This is a genomic window from Natrialba sp. PRR66, from assembly GCF_034808065.1.
GTDB lineage: Archaea > Halobacteriota > Halobacteria > Halobacteriales > Natrialbaceae > Natrialba > Natrialba aegyptia.
The window spans coordinates 151,098-167,300 of the sequence record NZ_JAXHGN010000002.1 but is presented as its reverse complement, the minus strand read 5'-3'; the positions used below and the strand labels follow the sequence as shown (position 1 = coordinate 167,300).

The 16,203-nt window shown below is 63.6% G+C and carries 19 protein-coding genes; 10 read left to right on the top strand and 9 right to left on the bottom strand.

What is annotated here, in order from left to right; all coding sequences use genetic code 11:
• Position 1: 1 nt before the first annotated feature.
• Both SM755_RS06940 and SM755_RS06935 read left to right on the top strand, forming a co-directional pair.
• A complete protein-coding gene (locus SM755_RS06940; RefSeq protein ID WP_323172029.1) occupies positions 2-1,420 on the top strand; it encodes an ATP synthase subunit B in 1,419 nt (472 codons plus the stop codon).
• A gap of 240 nt (positions 1,421-1,660) precedes the next feature.
• Positions 1,661-3,343 carry a long-chain-fatty-acid--CoA ligase gene (locus SM755_RS06935; RefSeq protein WP_323172028.1) on the top strand — a complete coding sequence of 561 codons (1,683 nt, stop codon included), beginning with the start codon at positions 1,661-1,663 and terminating at the stop codon, positions 3,341-3,343.
• A 26-nt stretch (positions 3,344-3,369) separates the two neighbouring features.
• Here the strand turns inward: SM755_RS06935 and SM755_RS06930 are convergent, their stop codons facing one another.
• Positions 3,370-3,657, bottom strand: a complete 288-nt coding sequence (locus tag SM755_RS06930) for a hypothetical protein (RefSeq protein ID WP_323172027.1) — start codon at positions 3,655-3,657, stop codon at positions 3,370-3,372.
• 70 nt (positions 3,658-3,727) lie between these two features.
• On the opposite strand from SM755_RS06930, the gene SM755_RS06925 reads away from it, so the two are divergent.
• From SM755_RS06925 to SM755_RS06915, 3 genes are all read left to right on the top strand, one after another.
• Positions 3,728-3,967 (top strand): zinc ribbon domain-containing protein, encoded by a 240-nt coding sequence (locus SM755_RS06925; protein ID WP_323172026.1) that lies wholly within the window; start codon positions 3,728-3,730, stop codon positions 3,965-3,967.
• A gap of 106 nt (positions 3,968-4,073) precedes the next feature.
• Entirely contained in the window at positions 4,074-4,811 is a 738-nt protein-coding gene (locus SM755_RS06920) for a V-type ATP synthase subunit D (RefSeq protein ID WP_323172025.1), read from the top strand.
• A 6-nt stretch (positions 4,812-4,817) separates the two neighbouring features.
• Positions 4,818-5,318, top strand: coding sequence for a DUF6276 family protein (locus tag SM755_RS06915; RefSeq protein WP_323172024.1), 501 nt, complete (start codon positions 4,818-4,820; stop codon positions 5,316-5,318).
• A 30-nt stretch (positions 5,319-5,348) separates the two neighbouring features.
• On the opposite strand, the gene SM755_RS06910 is transcribed toward SM755_RS06915, so the two are convergent.
• The 4 genes from SM755_RS06910 to pepF form a co-directional block, all read right to left on the bottom strand.
• The gene (locus SM755_RS06910; RefSeq protein WP_006665656.1) at positions 5,349-5,741 is read right to left on the bottom strand and encodes a DUF5811 family protein; all 393 of its coding nucleotides are present in this window, start codon (positions 5,739-5,741) and stop codon (positions 5,349-5,351) included.
• Positions 5,742-5,957: 216 nt separating this feature from the next.
• Entirely contained in the window at positions 5,958-6,437 is a 480-nt protein-coding gene (locus tag SM755_RS06905; protein ID WP_323172023.1) for a pyruvoyl-dependent arginine decarboxylase, read from the bottom strand.
• Between the two features lie 60 nt (positions 6,438-6,497).
• Positions 6,498-7,730 carry a proteasome-activating nucleotidase gene (locus SM755_RS06900; RefSeq protein WP_323172022.1) on the bottom strand — a complete coding sequence of 411 codons (1,233 nt, stop codon included), beginning with the start codon at positions 7,728-7,730 and terminating at the stop codon, positions 6,498-6,500.
• A gap of 152 nt (positions 7,731-7,882) precedes the next feature.
• Positions 7,883-9,694 carry an oligoendopeptidase F gene (pepF, locus tag SM755_RS06895; RefSeq protein WP_323172021.1) on the bottom strand — a complete coding sequence of 604 codons (1,812 nt, stop codon included), beginning with the start codon at positions 9,692-9,694 and terminating at the stop codon, positions 7,883-7,885.
• Between the two features lie 117 nt (positions 9,695-9,811).
• Here pepF and SM755_RS06890 point away from each other — a divergent pair, with 117 nt between their 5' ends.
• Complete coding sequence (locus SM755_RS06890; RefSeq protein WP_323172020.1) at positions 9,812-11,224, top strand: M28 family metallopeptidase; 1,413 nt, start codon at positions 9,812-9,814, stop codon at positions 11,222-11,224.
• A gap of 35 nt (positions 11,225-11,259) precedes the next feature.
• Here SM755_RS06890 and SM755_RS06885 read toward each other — a convergent pair whose 3' ends face one another.
• Both SM755_RS06885 and truA read right to left on the bottom strand, forming a co-directional pair.
• Positions 11,260-11,505 (bottom strand): hypothetical protein, encoded by a 246-nt coding sequence (locus SM755_RS06885; protein WP_049903574.1) that lies wholly within the window; start codon positions 11,503-11,505, stop codon positions 11,260-11,262.
• Positions 11,506-11,603: 98 nt separating this feature from the next.
• The gene (gene truA, locus SM755_RS06880; protein WP_323172019.1) at positions 11,604-12,467 is read right to left on the bottom strand and encodes a tRNA pseudouridine(38-40) synthase TruA; all 864 of its coding nucleotides are present in this window, start codon (positions 12,465-12,467) and stop codon (positions 11,604-11,606) included.
• Positions 12,468-12,557: 90 nt separating this feature from the next.
• Between truA and SM755_RS06875 the strand changes: the two genes are divergently transcribed.
• Together SM755_RS06875 and SM755_RS06870 are read left to right on the top strand one after the other, a co-directional pair.
• Positions 12,558-12,773: a hypothetical protein gene (locus SM755_RS06875; RefSeq protein ID WP_323172018.1), complete on the top strand. Its 216-nt coding sequence runs from the start codon at positions 12,558-12,560 to the stop codon at positions 12,771-12,773.
• Positions 12,774-12,842: 69 nt separating this feature from the next.
• Entirely contained in the window at positions 12,843-13,796 is a 954-nt protein-coding gene (locus tag SM755_RS06870; protein WP_323172017.1) for a nucleoside hydrolase, read from the top strand.
• A gap of 79 nt (positions 13,797-13,875) precedes the next feature.
• Here SM755_RS06870 and SM755_RS06865 read toward each other — a convergent pair whose 3' ends face one another.
• Positions 13,876-14,283: a hypothetical protein gene (locus SM755_RS06865; protein ID WP_323172016.1), complete on the bottom strand. Its 408-nt coding sequence runs from the start codon at positions 14,281-14,283 to the stop codon at positions 13,876-13,878.
• Positions 14,284-14,341: 58 nt separating this feature from the next.
• The gene (locus SM755_RS06860) at positions 14,342-14,623 is read right to left on the bottom strand and encodes a hypothetical protein (RefSeq protein WP_323172015.1); all 282 of its coding nucleotides are present in this window, start codon (positions 14,621-14,623) and stop codon (positions 14,342-14,344) included.
• A gap of 197 nt (positions 14,624-14,820) precedes the next feature.
• On the opposite strand from SM755_RS06860, the gene SM755_RS06855 reads away from it, so the two are divergent.
• On the top strand, positions 14,821-15,627 hold the full coding sequence (locus SM755_RS06855) for a MarR family transcriptional regulator (protein WP_323172014.1): 807 nt from the start codon (positions 14,821-14,823) through the stop codon (positions 15,625-15,627).
• Positions 15,628-16,029: 402 nt separating this feature from the next.
• Positions 16,030-16,203 (top strand): DUF1059 domain-containing protein, encoded by a 174-nt coding sequence (locus tag SM755_RS06850; protein ID WP_323172013.1) that lies wholly within the window; start codon positions 16,030-16,032, stop codon positions 16,201-16,203.

Below are 16,203 nucleotides of genomic sequence, written 5' to 3'. Positions count from 1 at the left end.
GATGAAAGAATACCAGACTATCACGGAGATCAGCGGTCCGCTGGTGTTCGCCGAGGTCGACGAGCCCGTCGGGTACGACGAAATCGTCGAGATCGAGACACCACAGGGAGAGACCCTGCGCGGACAGGTACTGGAATCGAGTGAGGGAATCGTCTCGATCCAGGTGTTCGAGGGGACTGGCGGCATCGACCGCAACGCCTCCGTTCGCTTCCTGGGCGAGACGATGAAGATGCCCGTCACCGAGGATCTACTCGGGCGGGTCCTGGACGGGTCCGGGAACCCCATCGACGGAGGGCCGGAGATCATTCCCGACCAGCGCCAGGATATCGTCGGCGAGGCGATCAATCCCTTCTCCCGGGAGTACCCAGAAGAGTTCATCCAGACCGGCGTGTCCGCCATCGACGGCATGAACACGCTGGTTCGCGGACAGAAGCTGCCGATCTTCTCCGGTTCCGGACTGCCGCACAACGAACTCGCGCTGCAGATTGCGCGACAGGCGACCGTGCCGGAAGAGAGTGACGAAGAGGGCGACGAGGACGGCTCCGAGTTCGCTGTCATCTTCGGTGCAATGGGTATCACCGCCGAGGAGGCGAACGAGTTCATGGACGACTTCGAGCGCACGGGTGCGCTCGAGCGCTCGGTCGTCTTCATGAACCTCGCGGACGACCCAGCCGTCGAGCGGCAGGTCACGCCGCGACTCGCACTGACGACGGCGGAGTATCTCGCCTTCGAGAAGGACTATCACGTGCTGGTCATCCTGACAGACATGACCAACTACTGTGAGGCGCTGCGCGAGATCGGTGCCGCACGCGAGGAGGTTCCGGGTCGGCGTGGCTACCCCGGATACATGTACACCGACCTGGCACAGCTCTACGAGCGTGCGGGTCGGATCGAGGGCAAGGACGGATCGGTCACGCAGATTCCAATCCTGACGATGCCCGGTGACGACGACACGCACCCGATTCCGGACCTGACCGGCTACATTACGGAGGGTCAGATCGTGATGGACCGGAACCTGAACAGTCAGGGTATCGAGCCGCCGGTCAACGTCCTGCCGTCGCTGTCCCGACTGATGGACGACGGGATCGGCGAGGGGCTTACTCGCGAGGACCACGGCGACGTCTCCGACCAGATGTACGCCGCATACGCGGAAGGTGAGGACCTGCGCGACCTCGTGAACATCGTCGGTCGCGAAGCGCTGTCCGAGCGGGACAACAAGTTCCTCGACTTCGCTGACCGCTTCGAGGCGGAGTTCGTCCAGCAAGGGTACGATACCAACCGATCCATCGAGGAGACGCTCGAACTCGGCTGGGATCTGCTCTCTGACCTGCCGAAAACGGAACTCAACCGGATCGACGAAGAACTCATCGAAGAGCACTACCGCGAAGACGAGCAGGAAGCCGCCGAAGTCGAGGCCTAAGCGCCTTCAGTCGCTGTTTGCGTTCTTTCGTTCGGTTTGCTATAGGTATCTGGCTCGATAACACACGGCCCCGCGAGCCACAGTGGCGGCTAAGTACCACCTGAAACGGTTTATGCACTCACACGACAATTGCGTGAGCAGGTGCGCACTGACTTGCAGTGGCCCTAGGGTACCGATCCGTGAGCCCAGTACTGCCTCAACCACAACAACCATAATTATTGTTGATCCTGGTTGAGGTGTATGCACAAACCACTGCTCGTGACGGATTTTCTCGACCGGGCACGGCGGCACTACGGGGACGAGGAGGCCGTCGTCGCGACAACGGGGGAACAGTTCACCTACGCTGAACTCGGAGCGCGTGCGGATCGGTTCGCGTCGATGCTCCAGGACCGCGGCGTCGAGAAGGGAGATCGCGTTGCGGTGCTCGATCCGAACACGCACTACCAGCTCGAGGCGGCCTACGGGACGATGCAACTCGGAGCGGTCCATACGCCACTTAACTATCGGTTGACGCCGGAGGACTACGCGTACATTCTCGAAGACGCGGGCGTGGACGTGATCTACGCCGACTACGAGTTCGCCGACAAGGTTGAGGCCATTCGTGAGGAGGTGCCAACGGAGACGTTCATTACGAACGACGTCGACGCCATCGGGGCAGAGGCTAGCGATACCGGGGCCTCCGAGCCGGACGGATCGGACGGATCAGACGCAACCGACGAGGTGTGGGAGTCGTTTGACGATCTACTCGCGGACGCGACCGCCGAGTATGACCGCCCGACGATGGCAGAGGACGACATCATCACGATCAATTACACCTCGGGAACGACCGGCGACCCGAAGGGCGTCTGTCGAACCCACCGAACCGAGACGCTCCATGCGTACCTGATCTCCATCCATCAGGACATCACGGACGACGACACGTACCTCTGGACGCTGCCGATGTTTCACGTCAACGGCTGGGGTCACATTTATGCCGTGACGGGAATGGGGGCGAAACACGTCTGTACGCGCGGGGTCGATGCTGAGTGGATTCTCGAGACGATCCGCGAGGAGGACGTTTCCTACCTGTGTGGCGCACCGACGGTGCTGAACATGCTGATCGACCATTACGAGGACGCGTCCTCGCCCCCGGAAACGAGCGGGGAGAGCGACGTGCGAATTGCAACGGCCGGGAGCGCGCCGCCGGAGGCGACCATCCGTACCGTCGAAGACGAGTTCGGCTGGCAACTGAAACACGTCTACGGTGCGACCGAGACCGGGCCGCTAATTACGACTTCGGATGCCCGGCGACACCTTGATGCCGATAGCGACGGCCGGTTTGCCATCAAAAAGCGCCAGGGACTCGGCTTTCTCGGGACCGAGGTCCGCGTCGTTGACGAAGACGGCAACGACGTCCCCCGCGACAAAACGACTATCGGCGAGGTCGTCGTCCGCGGGAATCAGGTCATGGAAGAGTACTGGAACAAGCCTGAGGTGACTGCGGAGGCCTTTTCCGAGCGCCTTGAGGGATACTTCCACACGGGCGATCTCGCAACTATCGACGAACGCGGCATGATCGCGATTCAGGACCGCAAGAAAGACATCATCATCTCCGGCGGCGAGAACATTTCGAGTATCGAACTCGAGGACACGCTGTTCGACCATCCCCAGGTTGCCGACGTTGCGGTGATCCCGTCACCGAGCGACCAGTGGGGAGAGACGCCGAAGGCATTCGTCGTGCCCACCAGCGGGGACGTGAACGACCCCGGCGTATCGGCGGACGAACTGGTCGAGTTCACCCGCGAGAATCTCGCGGGGTACAAGGCGGTCCAGCGGATCGAGTTCGTCACGCAGTTGCCGACGACGGCGACGGGGAAGGTACAGAAGTACGAACTGCGCGAACGGGAGTGGGAGGACGAAGAGGGGATGGTCGGGCAGGGATAGCAACCAAGTGTGTCGTCGGCCGGATGTTACTCGCGGTCGAATTCCCAGCCGGTTTGTGATTCGGCCGACGGCTCCGTTTTGGAATCCTGTTTTGTCTCGCCGCCGGTAGCAGCACTCTCCCGAGTGGTCTCCCACGTCGGACGGTCGGTGTCAGTCTCGTGTTCCCGATCGAGTCCGCCCTGTTTCTTTGCTGCCTGCTCGGCCTGATCTCGGTCCATAACGGTCGGATTCGACGTTTCGCTCTCGACCAGGAGGTACATGCCAGCCATGAACGCGAACCCGATACAGAGGACGATAATGATTGTGACAGCCATGGGCGATCTTCCATTCTCTGTTCTCACGTAGAACACAAAACATTTGCTGACGCTCTTCGTAGGCTGTCGTATGATCGATTCCGGTGACGGACCCGAACACGGCGACGGAAGCGAGACTGACAGCGGCTGTCCCAAGTGCGGCCACACGGAAACCGAAGTCGACGATATCTCGACAACAGGAACCGGGTTCTCGAAGTTCTTCGACATTCAGAACCGCCGCTTTCGCGTGGTTTCCTGTACGAACTGCGGCTACGCTGAACTCTATAAAGGCGGAAAGACGAGCGACCTGGCCGACCTCTTTCTTGGATAAGCTGGATAGCAGACCGGAGAACAGAACCCGTTCGCGAGTGCTACTGTCCGGACGACCGAACCAACTGTAAACAGTTATCCGACTGGGGGCGCAATCTCGCCACAAGATGGCCAACGATGTCAAGCCCACCCGCAAGAACTTGATGGCGATCGAGGATCGCATCGAGCTTTCCGAACGCGGGCACGGGACACTCGAGAAGAAACGGGACGGGCTGATCATGGAGTTCATGGACATCCTGGACAAGGCCCAGGACGTCCGCGGGGATCTGGCCAACGACTACGAACAAGCCCAGCGAAAGATCAACATGGCGCGGGCGATGGACGGCGACGTTGCCGTTCGCGGTGCCGCTGCTGCACTGCAGGAACACCCCGAGATCACGACCGAATCGAAGAACATCATGGGCGTCGTCGTCCCGCAGATCGAGTCCTCGCGCGTCTCGAAGGACCTTGGCGAGCGCGGCTACGGGATCATGGGGACGTCGGCCCGCATCGACGAGGCCGCCGAAGCCTACGAAGACCTCCTCGAGAGCATCATCCTCGCCGCGGAAGTCGAGACGGCGATGAAGAAGATGCTTCGGGAAATCGAGACGACCAAGCGCCGCGTCAACGCACTCGAGTTCAAAGTTCTCCCCGACCTCTACGAAAATCAGGAGTACATCGAACAGAAACTCGAAGAGCAAGAGCGCGAGGAAACCTTCCGACTGAAGAAGATCAAGGAAAAGAAAGAACAGGAAGAAAAGGAAGCGGCAGCCGAGGACGAATCCGACGATTCCGAAGCCGAGGGCGTCGAGAAAGAGGATATGGAACCGCCGGCGACGGGTGGCGTTCCCGGGAACGACGACTAACTCGGCATGGCCTGTCCGGTGTGTGGTTCGCCGACGGTCGCGTTTGCTGTTCCGGCTGACTACCGATTTGCTTGCTCGTCAGCCGACTCTTCTGTGACGACTCAGTCGACGGGTGCTGACGCTGCTAGTGCTGATACCAACACCGACACCGACGACACTACTGAACTCGTGGCCGAATTCTGCACGCACTGTCTGCGACTCGAGTGTCCCGCTGACGGTACTGGTACGGGCGACGCCGACACTGACACCGGCACCGAACCCGGGTTCGCCGCCGTCAGCGAGGCGTTTCCCACGCGTCGAGCACAGGCGATCCCGCTCGCGCTCGCGATCGGACTCGCGAGTTCACTGGCGACGAATCGGTCGGCGATCGAGACGCTTCTCGAAGATGTCGAACGCGCCGGGACGGACCCCCTACTGGTACTGGATCGATTACAGCGCGATCCGTCGGTGGAGCCGGCGATCGATCTCAAGCGCCGACAGCACCAACTCGAGCAGTTGCTGTACTGAGAAGCAATGGAGATTCCAGTTCGGAGACCGTTACTTCGCCGTCGGCGTCACCGCATCGCTGACCGCCCGTTTCACCTGCAGTGCCGCGCTTGCAGCCAGGCCGCGAGCGACCTCGTCACGCTCGTCTGCCGTGATGATCTCCTCGGAGATATCCTCCATCTCCGGCGTAAACCCAGCACTAACAGCGTGACCGACGGGCGGCCGAACGGCAACCGTTACCTGCGGGCCGGTCGCACCTGTCGAGACATCGGCGTCGACGACGTACTCGTTCGGGAGGAACTCGCGAGTTCGGGCGGCGATCCGCGAGACGTCGCGATGAAGGACCCGCTTTTGTGAACTCGAGAGATCGGGGATGTCCGCCGCAGCGCGCTGACCAGCAGCTGTTTCCCCCGGAAGCCCTGCATACGGCGTATTTCCGTTCATGAGAAGCCTGTCTGCTATCAGGGGCCGGCGGGTCAAAAGGGTTCGCCTTCGGACACTCTTTGATGTGGTGGGTGTGGTGGGGTACTGGTGATGCGATAGTGAGACGGACTGCTACCGGCAGCGAGACTGGTGTAGTAGTGGTAATGAGAACGGTAGTGGTAGTGATAGTAGTAACGCCGGCGACAGTGTCAGTAGTCGCAGTGACGGGAGTGGTTCTCAACAGATCGGCTCACTCTCACCGTAGACGGCGAGGACGAGCGACGTGATGTAGACGCCCGGTTCGGCCTGGCTGTGTTCGACGGCGACGCGTGGCTCGCCGAACGACCACTCACGGAGGTCCTGACCGGCGGCTAAACCCTTTCGAACGCGGTTCTCGACGTCCTCTGGATCGGTTTCGCCGGCGACTTCGTAGAACAGACCGGGACCGGAGTCGTCGGCACGGGACCAGGCGAGTGCGGCGCTGACCTGACCGGGACCGGCAGTGGTTGCACAGGCCTCGACGACGGTGAGCCGTTCTCCGGCGGGGCCGAGCTCCGGTGCGGTTCCGACGTCTTCGACGGGAACGTCGGCGGGAATCACGGAGGAGACGGAGACGAGATTGTAGTTTTCGACCCCGGCAGCCGCGAGTGCAGCGTCGTAGGCAGCCATCGCTGTCGGGGCTTCCCCGGTGCCCTGAACGATTCGAATCGTACTCATGCTATCGTAGAATCAGCGACGAGCGGCGTAAGGACTTGCGATCCAGCGTCGATGCCGGTGTTACTGGTAGAAGTAGCCCGCAGAGGAGATAACGTCGCTCGAATCGTCCGTCTCGATCTTATCGAAGGCGTCGACGAAGTCCTCGTGGTGGACCTCATCGCGGTCGTGTCGGATAGCAAACATTCCGGCCTCGGTGGCGAGGCTTTCGATTTCGGCACCGGAGTAGCCCCCAGTCTCGTCGGCCAGATCGGCGAAGTCGACCCCGTCAGCGACGTTCATGCCGCGCGTGTGAATCTTGAGAATCTGCTCGCGGCCGTCGCGGTCCGGTTCCGGCACTTCGATCAGGCGGTCGAAGCGGCCGGGACGAAGGATCGCCCGATCGAGCATATCGAAGCGGTTGGTTGCGGCGATGATGCGGATTTCCCCGCGGGCCTCGAAGCCGTCCATCTCGGAGAGGAGTTGCATCATAGTCCGCTGGACTTCCGCGTCACCGGAGGTCTTGGATTCGGTTCGCGTGGTCGCAACCGCGTCGATTTCGTCGATGAAGATGATTGCCGGTTGGCGCTCGCGAGCGAGTTCGAAGAGGTCGCGGACGAGCCGCGAGCCCTCGCCGATGAACTTTCGCACGAGTTCGGAGCCGGCCATCTTGATGAAGGTGGCGTCGGTCTGGTTGGCGACGGCCTTGGCGAGCATGGTCTTCCCGGTGCCCGGCGGGCCGTGGAGCAGGACGCCGCTCGGCGGGTCGATACCGACTTCCTCGAAGCGTTCGGGTTGGGTCAGGGGCTGTTCGACGGCTTCCCGGACTTCCCGAATCTGGTCGTCGATGCCGCCGATGTCCTCGTAGCTGACGGCGGGGCGGTCGGTGATCTCCATCGCCTGTGCGCGCGCGTCGGTCTCGGTATCGAGGATCGACTGGATGGAAAAGGAATCGTTGACGGCGACGCGGTCGCCGGCTTCGACACGCTCTGCGATGCGCGGGGAGACCTCGGTGAGCACCTCCTGGTTGTTGCCGTGTTGCTTGACGATGACCTCGCCGTCGCCGACGACATCCTCGACGCTCGCGATGTACAGCGACGAACTCTTGAGCGTCTCGTTTTCGCGTTCGACGCGGTCGACGCGCTCGCGAAGGTCCTCGCGGCGCTCGTCGGTGTCTTCGAGTTGCTCTTCGAGTTGTGCGTTGACATCAACGAGTTCCGTGTAGTGTCCACGAAGCGCCTCGAGCCGCTCGTCGTCGGGGAGATCGGGGTCGATATCGCGGTGAGGTCGTTCGGGGAGAGACGGGCTTCGAGACATCTTGACGTGCACGGATAAGTCCCCGACGATAAATGTGCCTTTGGGTCGCGGACGGTTTTCGAACGCCGCGGCCGCCTACTCACGGTTTGGTAATACCCGAACGAGCTACACGAGCGTGATAACCTGTGGTTCGGATGGCCGACGACGGACCGTTACTCGAGCAGCGCTTCGAGTTCGTCGAGTCGGTCGCCGTAGGTCGAGAGCGCGCGATCGATCGGGTCGGCACTGCTCATGTCGACGCCGGCGACCCGCAGGAGGTCGAGCGGATACTCGCGCGAGCCCTGCCGGAGGAACTCGCGGTAGGACGCGGCGGCGTCGCGATCCGGTTCGCCGCCGGCTCCGTCGGGGAGGATCCCGTCGACGATGGCTAGCGCGGCCGAGATGCCGGTCGCGTACTGGTAGACGTAGAACGCGCGGTAGAAGTGCGGGATGCGCATCCACTCGCGGGCGATGCGGTCGTCGACGACCGCGGGCTCGTAGTACTCGCCTTTGAGTCCGCCGTAGAGTTCGTCCAGTCGGTCCGGGGTGAGCGGTTCGCCCGCCTCCTCGAGTCGGTGGGTTTCGTGTTCGAACTCCGCGAAGAGGGTCTGCCGGTAGAGCGTCGAGCGGACGCGCTCTAAGAACTCGTTCAGGACGTGCGTTCTGAACTCGGGGTCGTCGACGGTCTCGAGGAGGTGGTTCGTGAGTAAGGCCTCGTTGACGGTGCTTGCGACCTCGGCGACGAAGATTTCGTAGCCCGAGTAGACGAACGGCTGTTCGTCCTTCGTGAGCTGGGAGTGCATCGAGTGGCCGAGTTCGTGGGCCAGCGTGTACATCGAGGAGATGTCGTCCTGGTAGTTCATCAGGATGAAGGGCTGGGTGTCGTAGGTGCCGCTGGAGTAGGCACCCGACTGCTTGCCCTCGTTTTCGTAGACGTCGACCCAGCGCGAGTTCAGTCCCTCGTCGACGCGGGACTGGTACGGGTCGCCGAGCGGTTCGAGCGCGTCGACGACGTACTCGGCGGCCTGATCGTACTCGACAGTTGGCCCCTCGTCGCCGGTCAGCGGCATGTAGAGGTCCCACATCTGGAGGTCGTCGACGCCGAGGGCTCGGCGCTTGAGTTCGGCGTGGCGGTGGAGTTTGTCGAGGTTGTCGTTGACGCTCTCGACGAGCGTATCGTAGACCTCGACAGGAACGTTGGGGCCGTCGAGTGCGGCCTCGCGCGCCGTGTCGTAGTTGCGCGCTCGTGCGGTCTTGACGTCCGCCTTGACGCTGTTTTTGTAGGTCGTGGCCACGGTGTTTCGCATCGACTGCCACTCGTCGAAGTAGTTCTCGTACACGCGCCGGCGGAACTCGCGGTCGGGTCGCTTGAGCAGGTTCGTGAAGTTGCTCTGGGTGATCTCGACTTGCTGGCCGTCGGCGTCTTCGGCCGCCGGGAAGGTCATGTCCGCGTTCGAGAGCATATTGTAGACGTCGCTGGTCGCGCCCGTGACCTCGCTCAGATCCGCGAGCAGTTCCTCGACTTCCGCCGAGCGGGTGTGGGGTTTCATCCGAAGCACGTCGTCGACGTAGTGGTCGTAGGTCGCCAGCTCCGGTTCCGCTTCGACCAGTTCGTCGAACGCGTCGCGGGTCAGCTCCTGGAGTTCGGGATCGATAAAGGAGGCCGCGGACTGGGCGTCGGCCGCAAGCGACTGCGCGCGCGCCGCGAGCGCCTGGTACTGCTGATCGGTCGTATCCTCGTCGCGGCGCATGCGGGCGTAAGCCGCGACTGTCGACACCTCGCGCATGATCGAATCGCGCAGTTCGAGGACGGACAGCAACGTCTCGGCGTCGTCGGTCACCTGCCCCTCGTAGTGCTGTAACTCCTCGACGCGCTCGGCGACCGTCTCGTAGGCTTCCTCCCAGTCGTCGTCGCTCGCGTACACGCTCTCTAGGTCCCAGGTGTACTCCTGGTCGATCTCGGACCGCTCTGGAACGGAACTCATAGCCGCGGTTTCGGAACGAAGGTGGTAAAGGGTATCGAACCCCGTATCTGACGACACCGATTCGGCGGTCCCTGCGGCCGCACGTGCGCTTTTGTGCGTTCGAGTGAATGTCCCGGTATGGACGACCGCGACCCGCAATCGCCCGACGAGAGACCGGCCGGTCGGAAACCGACCACCCTGCTCGAATCGGCAGCGATCGAACGGGCGATCGGCCGCGCCTGGACCGACGACCGCCCCTGGAACCTGCTGACGAACCTGACCGAACTCCCGAACCGAACGGGCGGCTCGCCCGGCGAACGCCGCGCCGCCGAGTTCGTCCGCGACGCGCTCGCCGACGCCGGACTCGAGGACGTGCGACTCGACGAGTTCGGGATGCGATACTGGAAGCGGGGGTCCTCGTCGCTCGCGGTCGACACCGAGGGGCCGTCGGGCGAACGAGCGTTCGAGACGGTCGCGCTCCCGTACTCGCCGGCGGGTGAACTCGCGGGACCGCTGGTCGACGTTGGCTACGGCACGCCGGCCGAGATCGAGGCGGCGGATCTGGAAGGTGCGATCGCGGTCGCGAGCACGACGACGCCCGGTTCGCAGCGGTTCGTCCACCGGATGGAGAAGTACGGGCACGCGGTCGAGGCGGGGGCGGCGGGGTTCGTCTTCGCGAATCACGTCCCCGGCCAACTGCCGCCGACGGGAGCCCTGCGGTTCGACGGCGAAGCGGAGATTCCCGCGGTCGGCGTCAGCGCCGAGACCGGCGACTGGCTCGGCGAGTACGCGGGTCGGAATCGGGACGCTCGCCTTCGTGTCGACGCCGAGACGACCGCCGGCACGAGTCAGAACGTCCGCGGGACCCTCGGTCCCGCCACCGACGAGACGGTGCTCGTCCTCGCCCACTACGACGCTCACGACACCGGCGAGGGGGCACTCGATAACGGCTGCGGCATCGCTACCGTCGTCGGCGCAACGGCGATGCTCGCCGCCGTCGCGGACGAACTCGACTGTCAGGTCCGAATCGCCGGCGTCGGCTGCGAGGAGATCGGGCTTCTCGGCGCGGAAGCGCTTGCGGACGACCTGCATCCGACACCGGCGTCGATCCGCGCCGTCGTCAACGTCGACGGTGCCGGTCGGTTCCGCGACCTGCAGGCGTTTTCGCACGGCTCGGGTGAACTCGAGGACCTCGCGGACGCGGTCGCGACCGACGCCGGCCAGCCGATCGTCCACGAACCGGACCCGCACCCGTTCAGCGACCACTGGCCGTTCCTGCGGGCCGGCGTGCCCGCGCTCCAACTCCACAGCGAACCGCCCGCGGGCGGCGAGCGCGGCCGCGGTTGGGGGCACACGGCGGCCGACACCCGCGACAAGGTCGACCCGCGAACGCTGCGCGAACACGCCATCCTGACGGCGTTGCTGGTGCGCGAGTTGACGGCGACGGAGATCGCGCGGATCGACGAGACTGAACTCCGCGAGCGCCTCGAGGCGCAGGCGTACGAACCGGGGATGCGCGCGGCCTCGATCTGGCCGACTGGGTGGGAGTGAGCGGCCACCGGTCACCGCCGACGACGGACGAATCGTTACCCGCGGAGTTCGACGTCGACGGCGGTCCGGACGGCGCGCGCAACGCCTAACATCGCGAGAAAACAGCCGACGAAGACGATCGCGACGAACAGGAGGACCCCGAGTGCAATCGCTGGCGGGTTCGGATAGGAAAGCAGCGGCGCGACGACGGCCTGCGACCCGAGGACGACGATCACGATCCCGGCCGCAACGCGAATCGACGCCCGCCAGTACGCACCGTACTCCTCCGGAGAGAGTTCCATAATCCGACGTGTGAACCGCGGCATAAAAAGGGTCCGTCGTCTCGGCGGTCCCGGCGGCCTCGCCGGCCCCGCGTCCACCGCGGCGTGATACCTCCGGATTACTGGAGGCCGTCCGCGACGGTTCGCGCCACTCGCGAGCCGGTGCGTCGCTCGATCCGTCTCGTCTCGAACACCGCCCGCGCGCTCTCGGCCGCCTGCGAATCCACCTCGAATTCGAGTTCAGGATAGCGCACGTCGGTCAGGACGAGCGGTTCCGGCGGTGCCGGGGCGATGCCCTCGTGCCCGGGCAACGGTTCGGGGCCGAGCACGCGCTCGATCTTCTCAAGCGGTGCGTCGCCGGTGCCGACCGCCCGTGCTAGCGAGACGAGTCGGCGAACGAGTTCGCGAGAGAACCCGCCAGCCGTGACGGTGACGACGATGAACTCGGCGTCCCGCGTTGCGGTGAGCGTCGGGGATCGCTCCGTGTTGTGGTCGTCCGGCGTGAGGTTGTGGAAGTCGTGATCGCCGGAGAGGGCGTGACAGGCGCGCTGGAATCGGTCGTCGTCGACGGCGCGGTCGGGGTCGCCGGTGCTGTCGGCGGTGCCCGGCCGCCGTGGTGCCTCGTCCGCGGGCGGCGCGTACAACTGGTAGGTGTACTCGCGGCGGCGCGCGTGGTGGGTCGCGTGGAACTCGTCGGGAGCGTCGGCGGCCGCCCAAGCGCGGATGTCCGCGGGGAGATCGCTGTTCAACGCCCGCGGGGTGAGCCAGTCGGGCGCGTCGAACGCGACCGTCTGGGCGAGCGCGGAAACGCCCGCGTCGGTTCGCCCGGCGGCGGCGTAGCCGGTCGGTTTGTCGGCGTCGGTGGCGAGGACGGAAAGCGATTCCAGTGCGGCAAAGAGTTCGCCCTCGACGGTGGCCACGTCGGGCTGGCGCTGGAAGCCGTGATAGGCGGTGCCGTCGTAGGCGAGTCGAAACGCGCGCATCGCTGGTAGGTCGAGTGAGCCACTCGAGCGGGTTAGCGTCGTCGACTGCGAGGCGTCGACGACCGGAATACAGTTCAACCAATCTGAATTTTGAACGCGTATGCGCCGTCCATCATCGTCCTCTCGGAGAGCCGAGACCTGCTCGCCGCCGGGGATCGGGGGCTCGAACGCCGTTCGTCGACCACCGACGAGGAACGGCGCTGGGAACTCGCGAACGGGTACGCCCGATATCTGCTCGCGAGAGGGATGCTCGACCGGATTCCAGAGGCGGTCACCCTCCTCGCCGACAGAAGCGTGACCGAGTGAACATCCTGAACTCGTCTCCGGCGGCAGGCGACCGGCGTTTTATCCCTGCCCAGTGCCGACCTCTCCAGTATGTCCCGACCAGTGTTGCTCGATACCGACCCCGGCTGCGACGACGCCGTCGCGATTCTGGCGGCGCTCGCTCGCGACGACCTCGATGTCGTCGGCCTCTCGACCGCCCACGGGAACGCCGCCGTCGACGACACGACGGCCAACGCCCGCGCGATCCTCGAACTCGTCGACCGAACCGACATCCCCGTCGCGAAGGGCGCAACGCGTCCGCTGACCGTCGACCTCCAGACCTCGACTGACATCCACGGCCCCGGCGGCATCCTCGGCGATCTGCCCGAACCAACGGCCGCGACCGCCCCCATCGACACGCACGCCGCCCAGTTCATCGTCGAGCAAGCGCGCGAGCACGCTGGCGAGCTCACCCTCGCCGCGATCGCGCCGCTGACGAACGTCGCCCTCGCGCTCGCGCTCGAACCCGACCTCCCCGACCTGCTCGACGAACTCGTCGTCATGGGCGGCGCTGCGTTCAGCCAGGGGAACGTGACTCCGCTCGCCGAGGCCAACTTCCACACCGACCCCCACGCCGCGGCCCGCGTCGTGCAAGACCTCTCGCCGACGATCGTCGGCCTCGACGTGACCAGAACCGCCACGCTCCCGCCGCACCTGCTCGACTCGCTCCCGCGGGACGACCCGATCGGCCGCTCGATCCGGGAGTGGCTCACTTACTACGACGAGGACCGGTTGGCGAAGTACGGCATCGAATCGGCCGCCATCCACGACGCGCTCGTTATCGCCGCCATCGCCGACCCCGCCGTGCTCGAGACGAACGCCTACCACCTCGAGGTTGCCACCGACAGCGACCTCGCCCGCGGCGCACTGGTCTGTGACGGCCAGGGCCTCACCGACGCACCGCCGAACGGCTCGGTCGCGACCGACGCCGACTACGATCGCTTTCGCGATCTCGTCGTGAACTCGCTCGAGCAGTACCTCCATCCCGCACCGACGGCCGAGTAGAGAACCGGTTCGTGGATTGGAACAGAACGAGTGCAATGTAATGCTATCGGCGGGTCGTGAGTATGCCAGCGCTGCTGTGTTATTGTGACCGGTCATCGACGGCAGCGTCACTGGCATATCCGCGGCGTCGAAATACTGGAACCGGTCGAACGACGCCGAAATAGAGCCGGTTGACGGCGATTCCAGCCGCAAGACCGAGGAGCAGCCACGGGATGGCTTCGAATACGAGCGCGTCGGTGATCGTCAGCCAGACGAGGACGACGATGGCCAGGATGCCGACGGCGCTCAGCAGCCACTGTCCTGCCCGCCTTCGGTCCGCGGCGGCGCTAAGCACGCCCGTGACGAGGGCGGCGGCGACGCCGACAGGCCACCAGTCGAACTCGAACGCGACCACGCCACCTAGCAGCAGACAGACAACGAGATTCGAGAGGGCGAGCATCAGATCGAAGGAGACCACGCGTTTTGCGGGCTCAGGATCCGTCTCCATACGCTATCAGTGCGTTGCTCGTAGTTAAAATACAGTAAAGAGACATGATAGCGTCTCGTTAGCACCGAAACGGCCGTTCCGACCGCCGAACGATGGGTTTTCCATGCGAGCGGACGAACGCAATCCCGGCTATCTTGGACTCGTCGAGTTCGTATCGGTCGACGTCTGCTGAATCGCGGTCCACCCGATAGACCGTCCCGTCGTCGGTCATCGCATCGAGCGCCTCGCGAACTCGAGAGTCGGTGAGATCGCACGCGTCGGCGAGTTCGGTGACGGTCTTCGGCTCGGGGTCGGATTTCAGTTCTCCGGCGACGAGGTAGGCGTGGCTCAGCACGAGCATCCCTCGGTTGTGCTCATGTCTTCGTCCGCAGTCGCGGACGGCGTGTGGTCGGTGGCGGCCGAGTTGCGGGCATTGAGGAGGAACCAAACGCCGATGAGGGCGGTCAGGGCGGGGAACCAGGCGGGCAGCACGGCGGTACCGGTTTTCGCATGGATGCCAAAAATAGGGCTTTTCAACCCCTCGTGTGTATTAGTACCATGGAAGTGAGTGGCACGAAGACACCAATAGACGATATAGCGTACCTCGCACGATCCGAACACCGTGCGCCAACGCTTATCGCGCTCACGGTTCGTCCCCGAAGCCGGTCCGAACTCTGGGAGATGACCGGCGTTTCGGAGTCCACGATCAGACGGACGCTCAGCGAGTTCGAAGATCGCGATTGGGTTTACAGGGATGGATATCAGTACGCGGTGACACAACTGGGTGCCTTCGTTGCGTCAGCGATGGCGGATGTGATCGACCGAGTCGAAACCGAACAGAAGCTACGTAACGTTTGGCGCTTGCTTCCGGGTGAAGAAAGCGGTTTCACCATCGACATGTGCTCGGATGCAACCGTAACGGTCGCTGACCCCGAGGACCCATCCCGGCCGATCACCCGTTTCTGTTCGCTAATCGAGGAGACGGATCGATTGCGGTTTACCGGCCTCGACGTTGCCATGCTCGATTCGTGTAAGAACGAACTCTGCCGGAGAGTTATCGATGGGATGGAAACAGAGCTCATCAACCCGCCGAGGGTGGCCGATTACATTCGCTCGGACTGCCCGGATCTGTTCTCGGAGGCATTAGAGAGCGGCAATCTCGATGTCCGATTGCACGATGGGCTACCGCCGTTTGGAGTCAGCATATGCGACGACCGAATCGCAATAACCGGGTACGACACCGAGGGGGTTACGGTTCGAGTTCTGGTCGACACCGACGCAACAGACGCGCGCGAATGGGCGGAATCAACCTTCGCTTCCCACCGACGAAAGACGCCAACACTCCCTCTCGAAAACGATCTTTGATACGGACTGCTGTAAGTCGTTTCCGGCGCAACCGCAGGACGGGCGCGGTTGCACCGGTAAATCGTTACAGCAGACCGTATGAGGCGGTGATCGGACCGGTTGGTGTTCTTTTCCCTTGCTCCACGGGGCCCACCAGCCGGATGAGAGGCGAGATCAGCGGGCCCCTGGAGGACAGTAGGAGGCCGTTCGTAGCGGAACCAAGAGGTAGCTGTGACGGGTCCCACCGTGTTTCCGGTCACCTCGTTTGCAATGGCGACGTGGTTTTTCAGCACCTGATCGATCGGCAACGACTGCAGAACTCGCAGACTCCACATGAAATGTTACCTGCTACGCAGACGGCATGAGGTAGCTATCTAACCTTGTGGTACGTTACCATGAATGCCGCAAGGCAACTGAGACACAATGGCAGACGCGTACAAACTCGACTGTGAATCGGAAGCGGTCGATTGCCGCTTTATCATCCAGTCGGAGAACGAACTCGAAGCAGTCGAACTGGCCAAGAACCACATGCAGGAGGACCACGGACGGGACTACTCGGACGACGAACTCCGAGAGGAGCATCTCCAGGTGGTCTGA

Coding starts and splice junctions, on each gene's coding strand:
- SM755_RS06905 (WP_323172023.1), bottom strand. CDS start 6,437: ATGAGTACGATTCGAATCGTTCAGGGCACCGGGGAAGCCCCGACAGCG.
- SM755_RS06935 (WP_323172028.1), top strand. CDS start 1,661: ATGCACAAACCACTGCTCGTGACGGATTTTCTCGACCGGGCACGGCGG.
- truA (WP_323172019.1), bottom strand. CDS start 12,467: ATGCGCGCGTTTCGACTCGCCTACGACGGCACCGCCTATCACGGCTTC.
- SM755_RS06850 (WP_323172013.1), top strand. CDS start 16,030: ATGGCAGACGCGTACAAACTCGACTGTGAATCGGAAGCGGTCGATTGC.
- SM755_RS06860 (WP_323172015.1), bottom strand. CDS start 14,623: ATGCTCGTGCTGAGCCACGCCTACCTCGTCGCCGGAGAACTGAAATCC.
- SM755_RS06890 (WP_323172020.1), top strand. CDS start 9,812: ATGGACGACCGCGACCCGCAATCGCCCGACGAGAGACCGGCCGGTCGG.
- SM755_RS06920 (WP_323172025.1), top strand. CDS start 4,074: ATGGCCAACGATGTCAAGCCCACCCGCAAGAACTTGATGGCGATCGAG.
- SM755_RS06870 (WP_323172017.1), top strand. CDS start 12,843: ATGTCCCGACCAGTGTTGCTCGATACCGACCCCGGCTGCGACGACGCC.
- SM755_RS06915 (WP_323172024.1), top strand. CDS start 4,818: ATGGCCTGTCCGGTGTGTGGTTCGCCGACGGTCGCGTTTGCTGTTCCG.
- SM755_RS06885 (WP_049903574.1), bottom strand. CDS start 11,505: ATGGAACTCTCTCCGGAGGAGTACGGTGCGTACTGGCGGGCGTCGATT.
- SM755_RS06930 (WP_323172027.1), bottom strand. CDS start 3,657: ATGGCTGTCACAATCATTATCGTCCTCTGTATCGGGTTCGCGTTCATG.
- SM755_RS06925 (WP_323172026.1), top strand. CDS start 3,728: ATGATCGATTCCGGTGACGGACCCGAACACGGCGACGGAAGCGAGACT.
- pepF (WP_323172021.1), bottom strand. CDS start 9,694: ATGAGTTCCGTTCCAGAGCGGTCCGAGATCGACCAGGAGTACACCTGG.
- SM755_RS06910 (WP_006665656.1), bottom strand. CDS start 5,741: ATGAACGGAAATACGCCGTATGCAGGGCTTCCGGGGGAAACAGCTGCT.
- SM755_RS06855 (WP_323172014.1), top strand. CDS start 14,821: ATGGAAGTGAGTGGCACGAAGACACCAATAGACGATATAGCGTACCTC.
- SM755_RS06940 (WP_323172029.1), top strand. CDS start 2: ATGAAAGAATACCAGACTATCACGGAGATCAGCGGTCCGCTGGTGTTC.
- SM755_RS06900 (WP_323172022.1), bottom strand. CDS start 7,730: ATGTCTCGAAGCCCGTCTCTCCCCGAACGACCTCACCGCGATATCGAC.
- SM755_RS06865 (WP_323172016.1), bottom strand. CDS start 14,283: ATGGAGACGGATCCTGAGCCCGCAAAACGCGTGGTCTCCTTCGATCTG.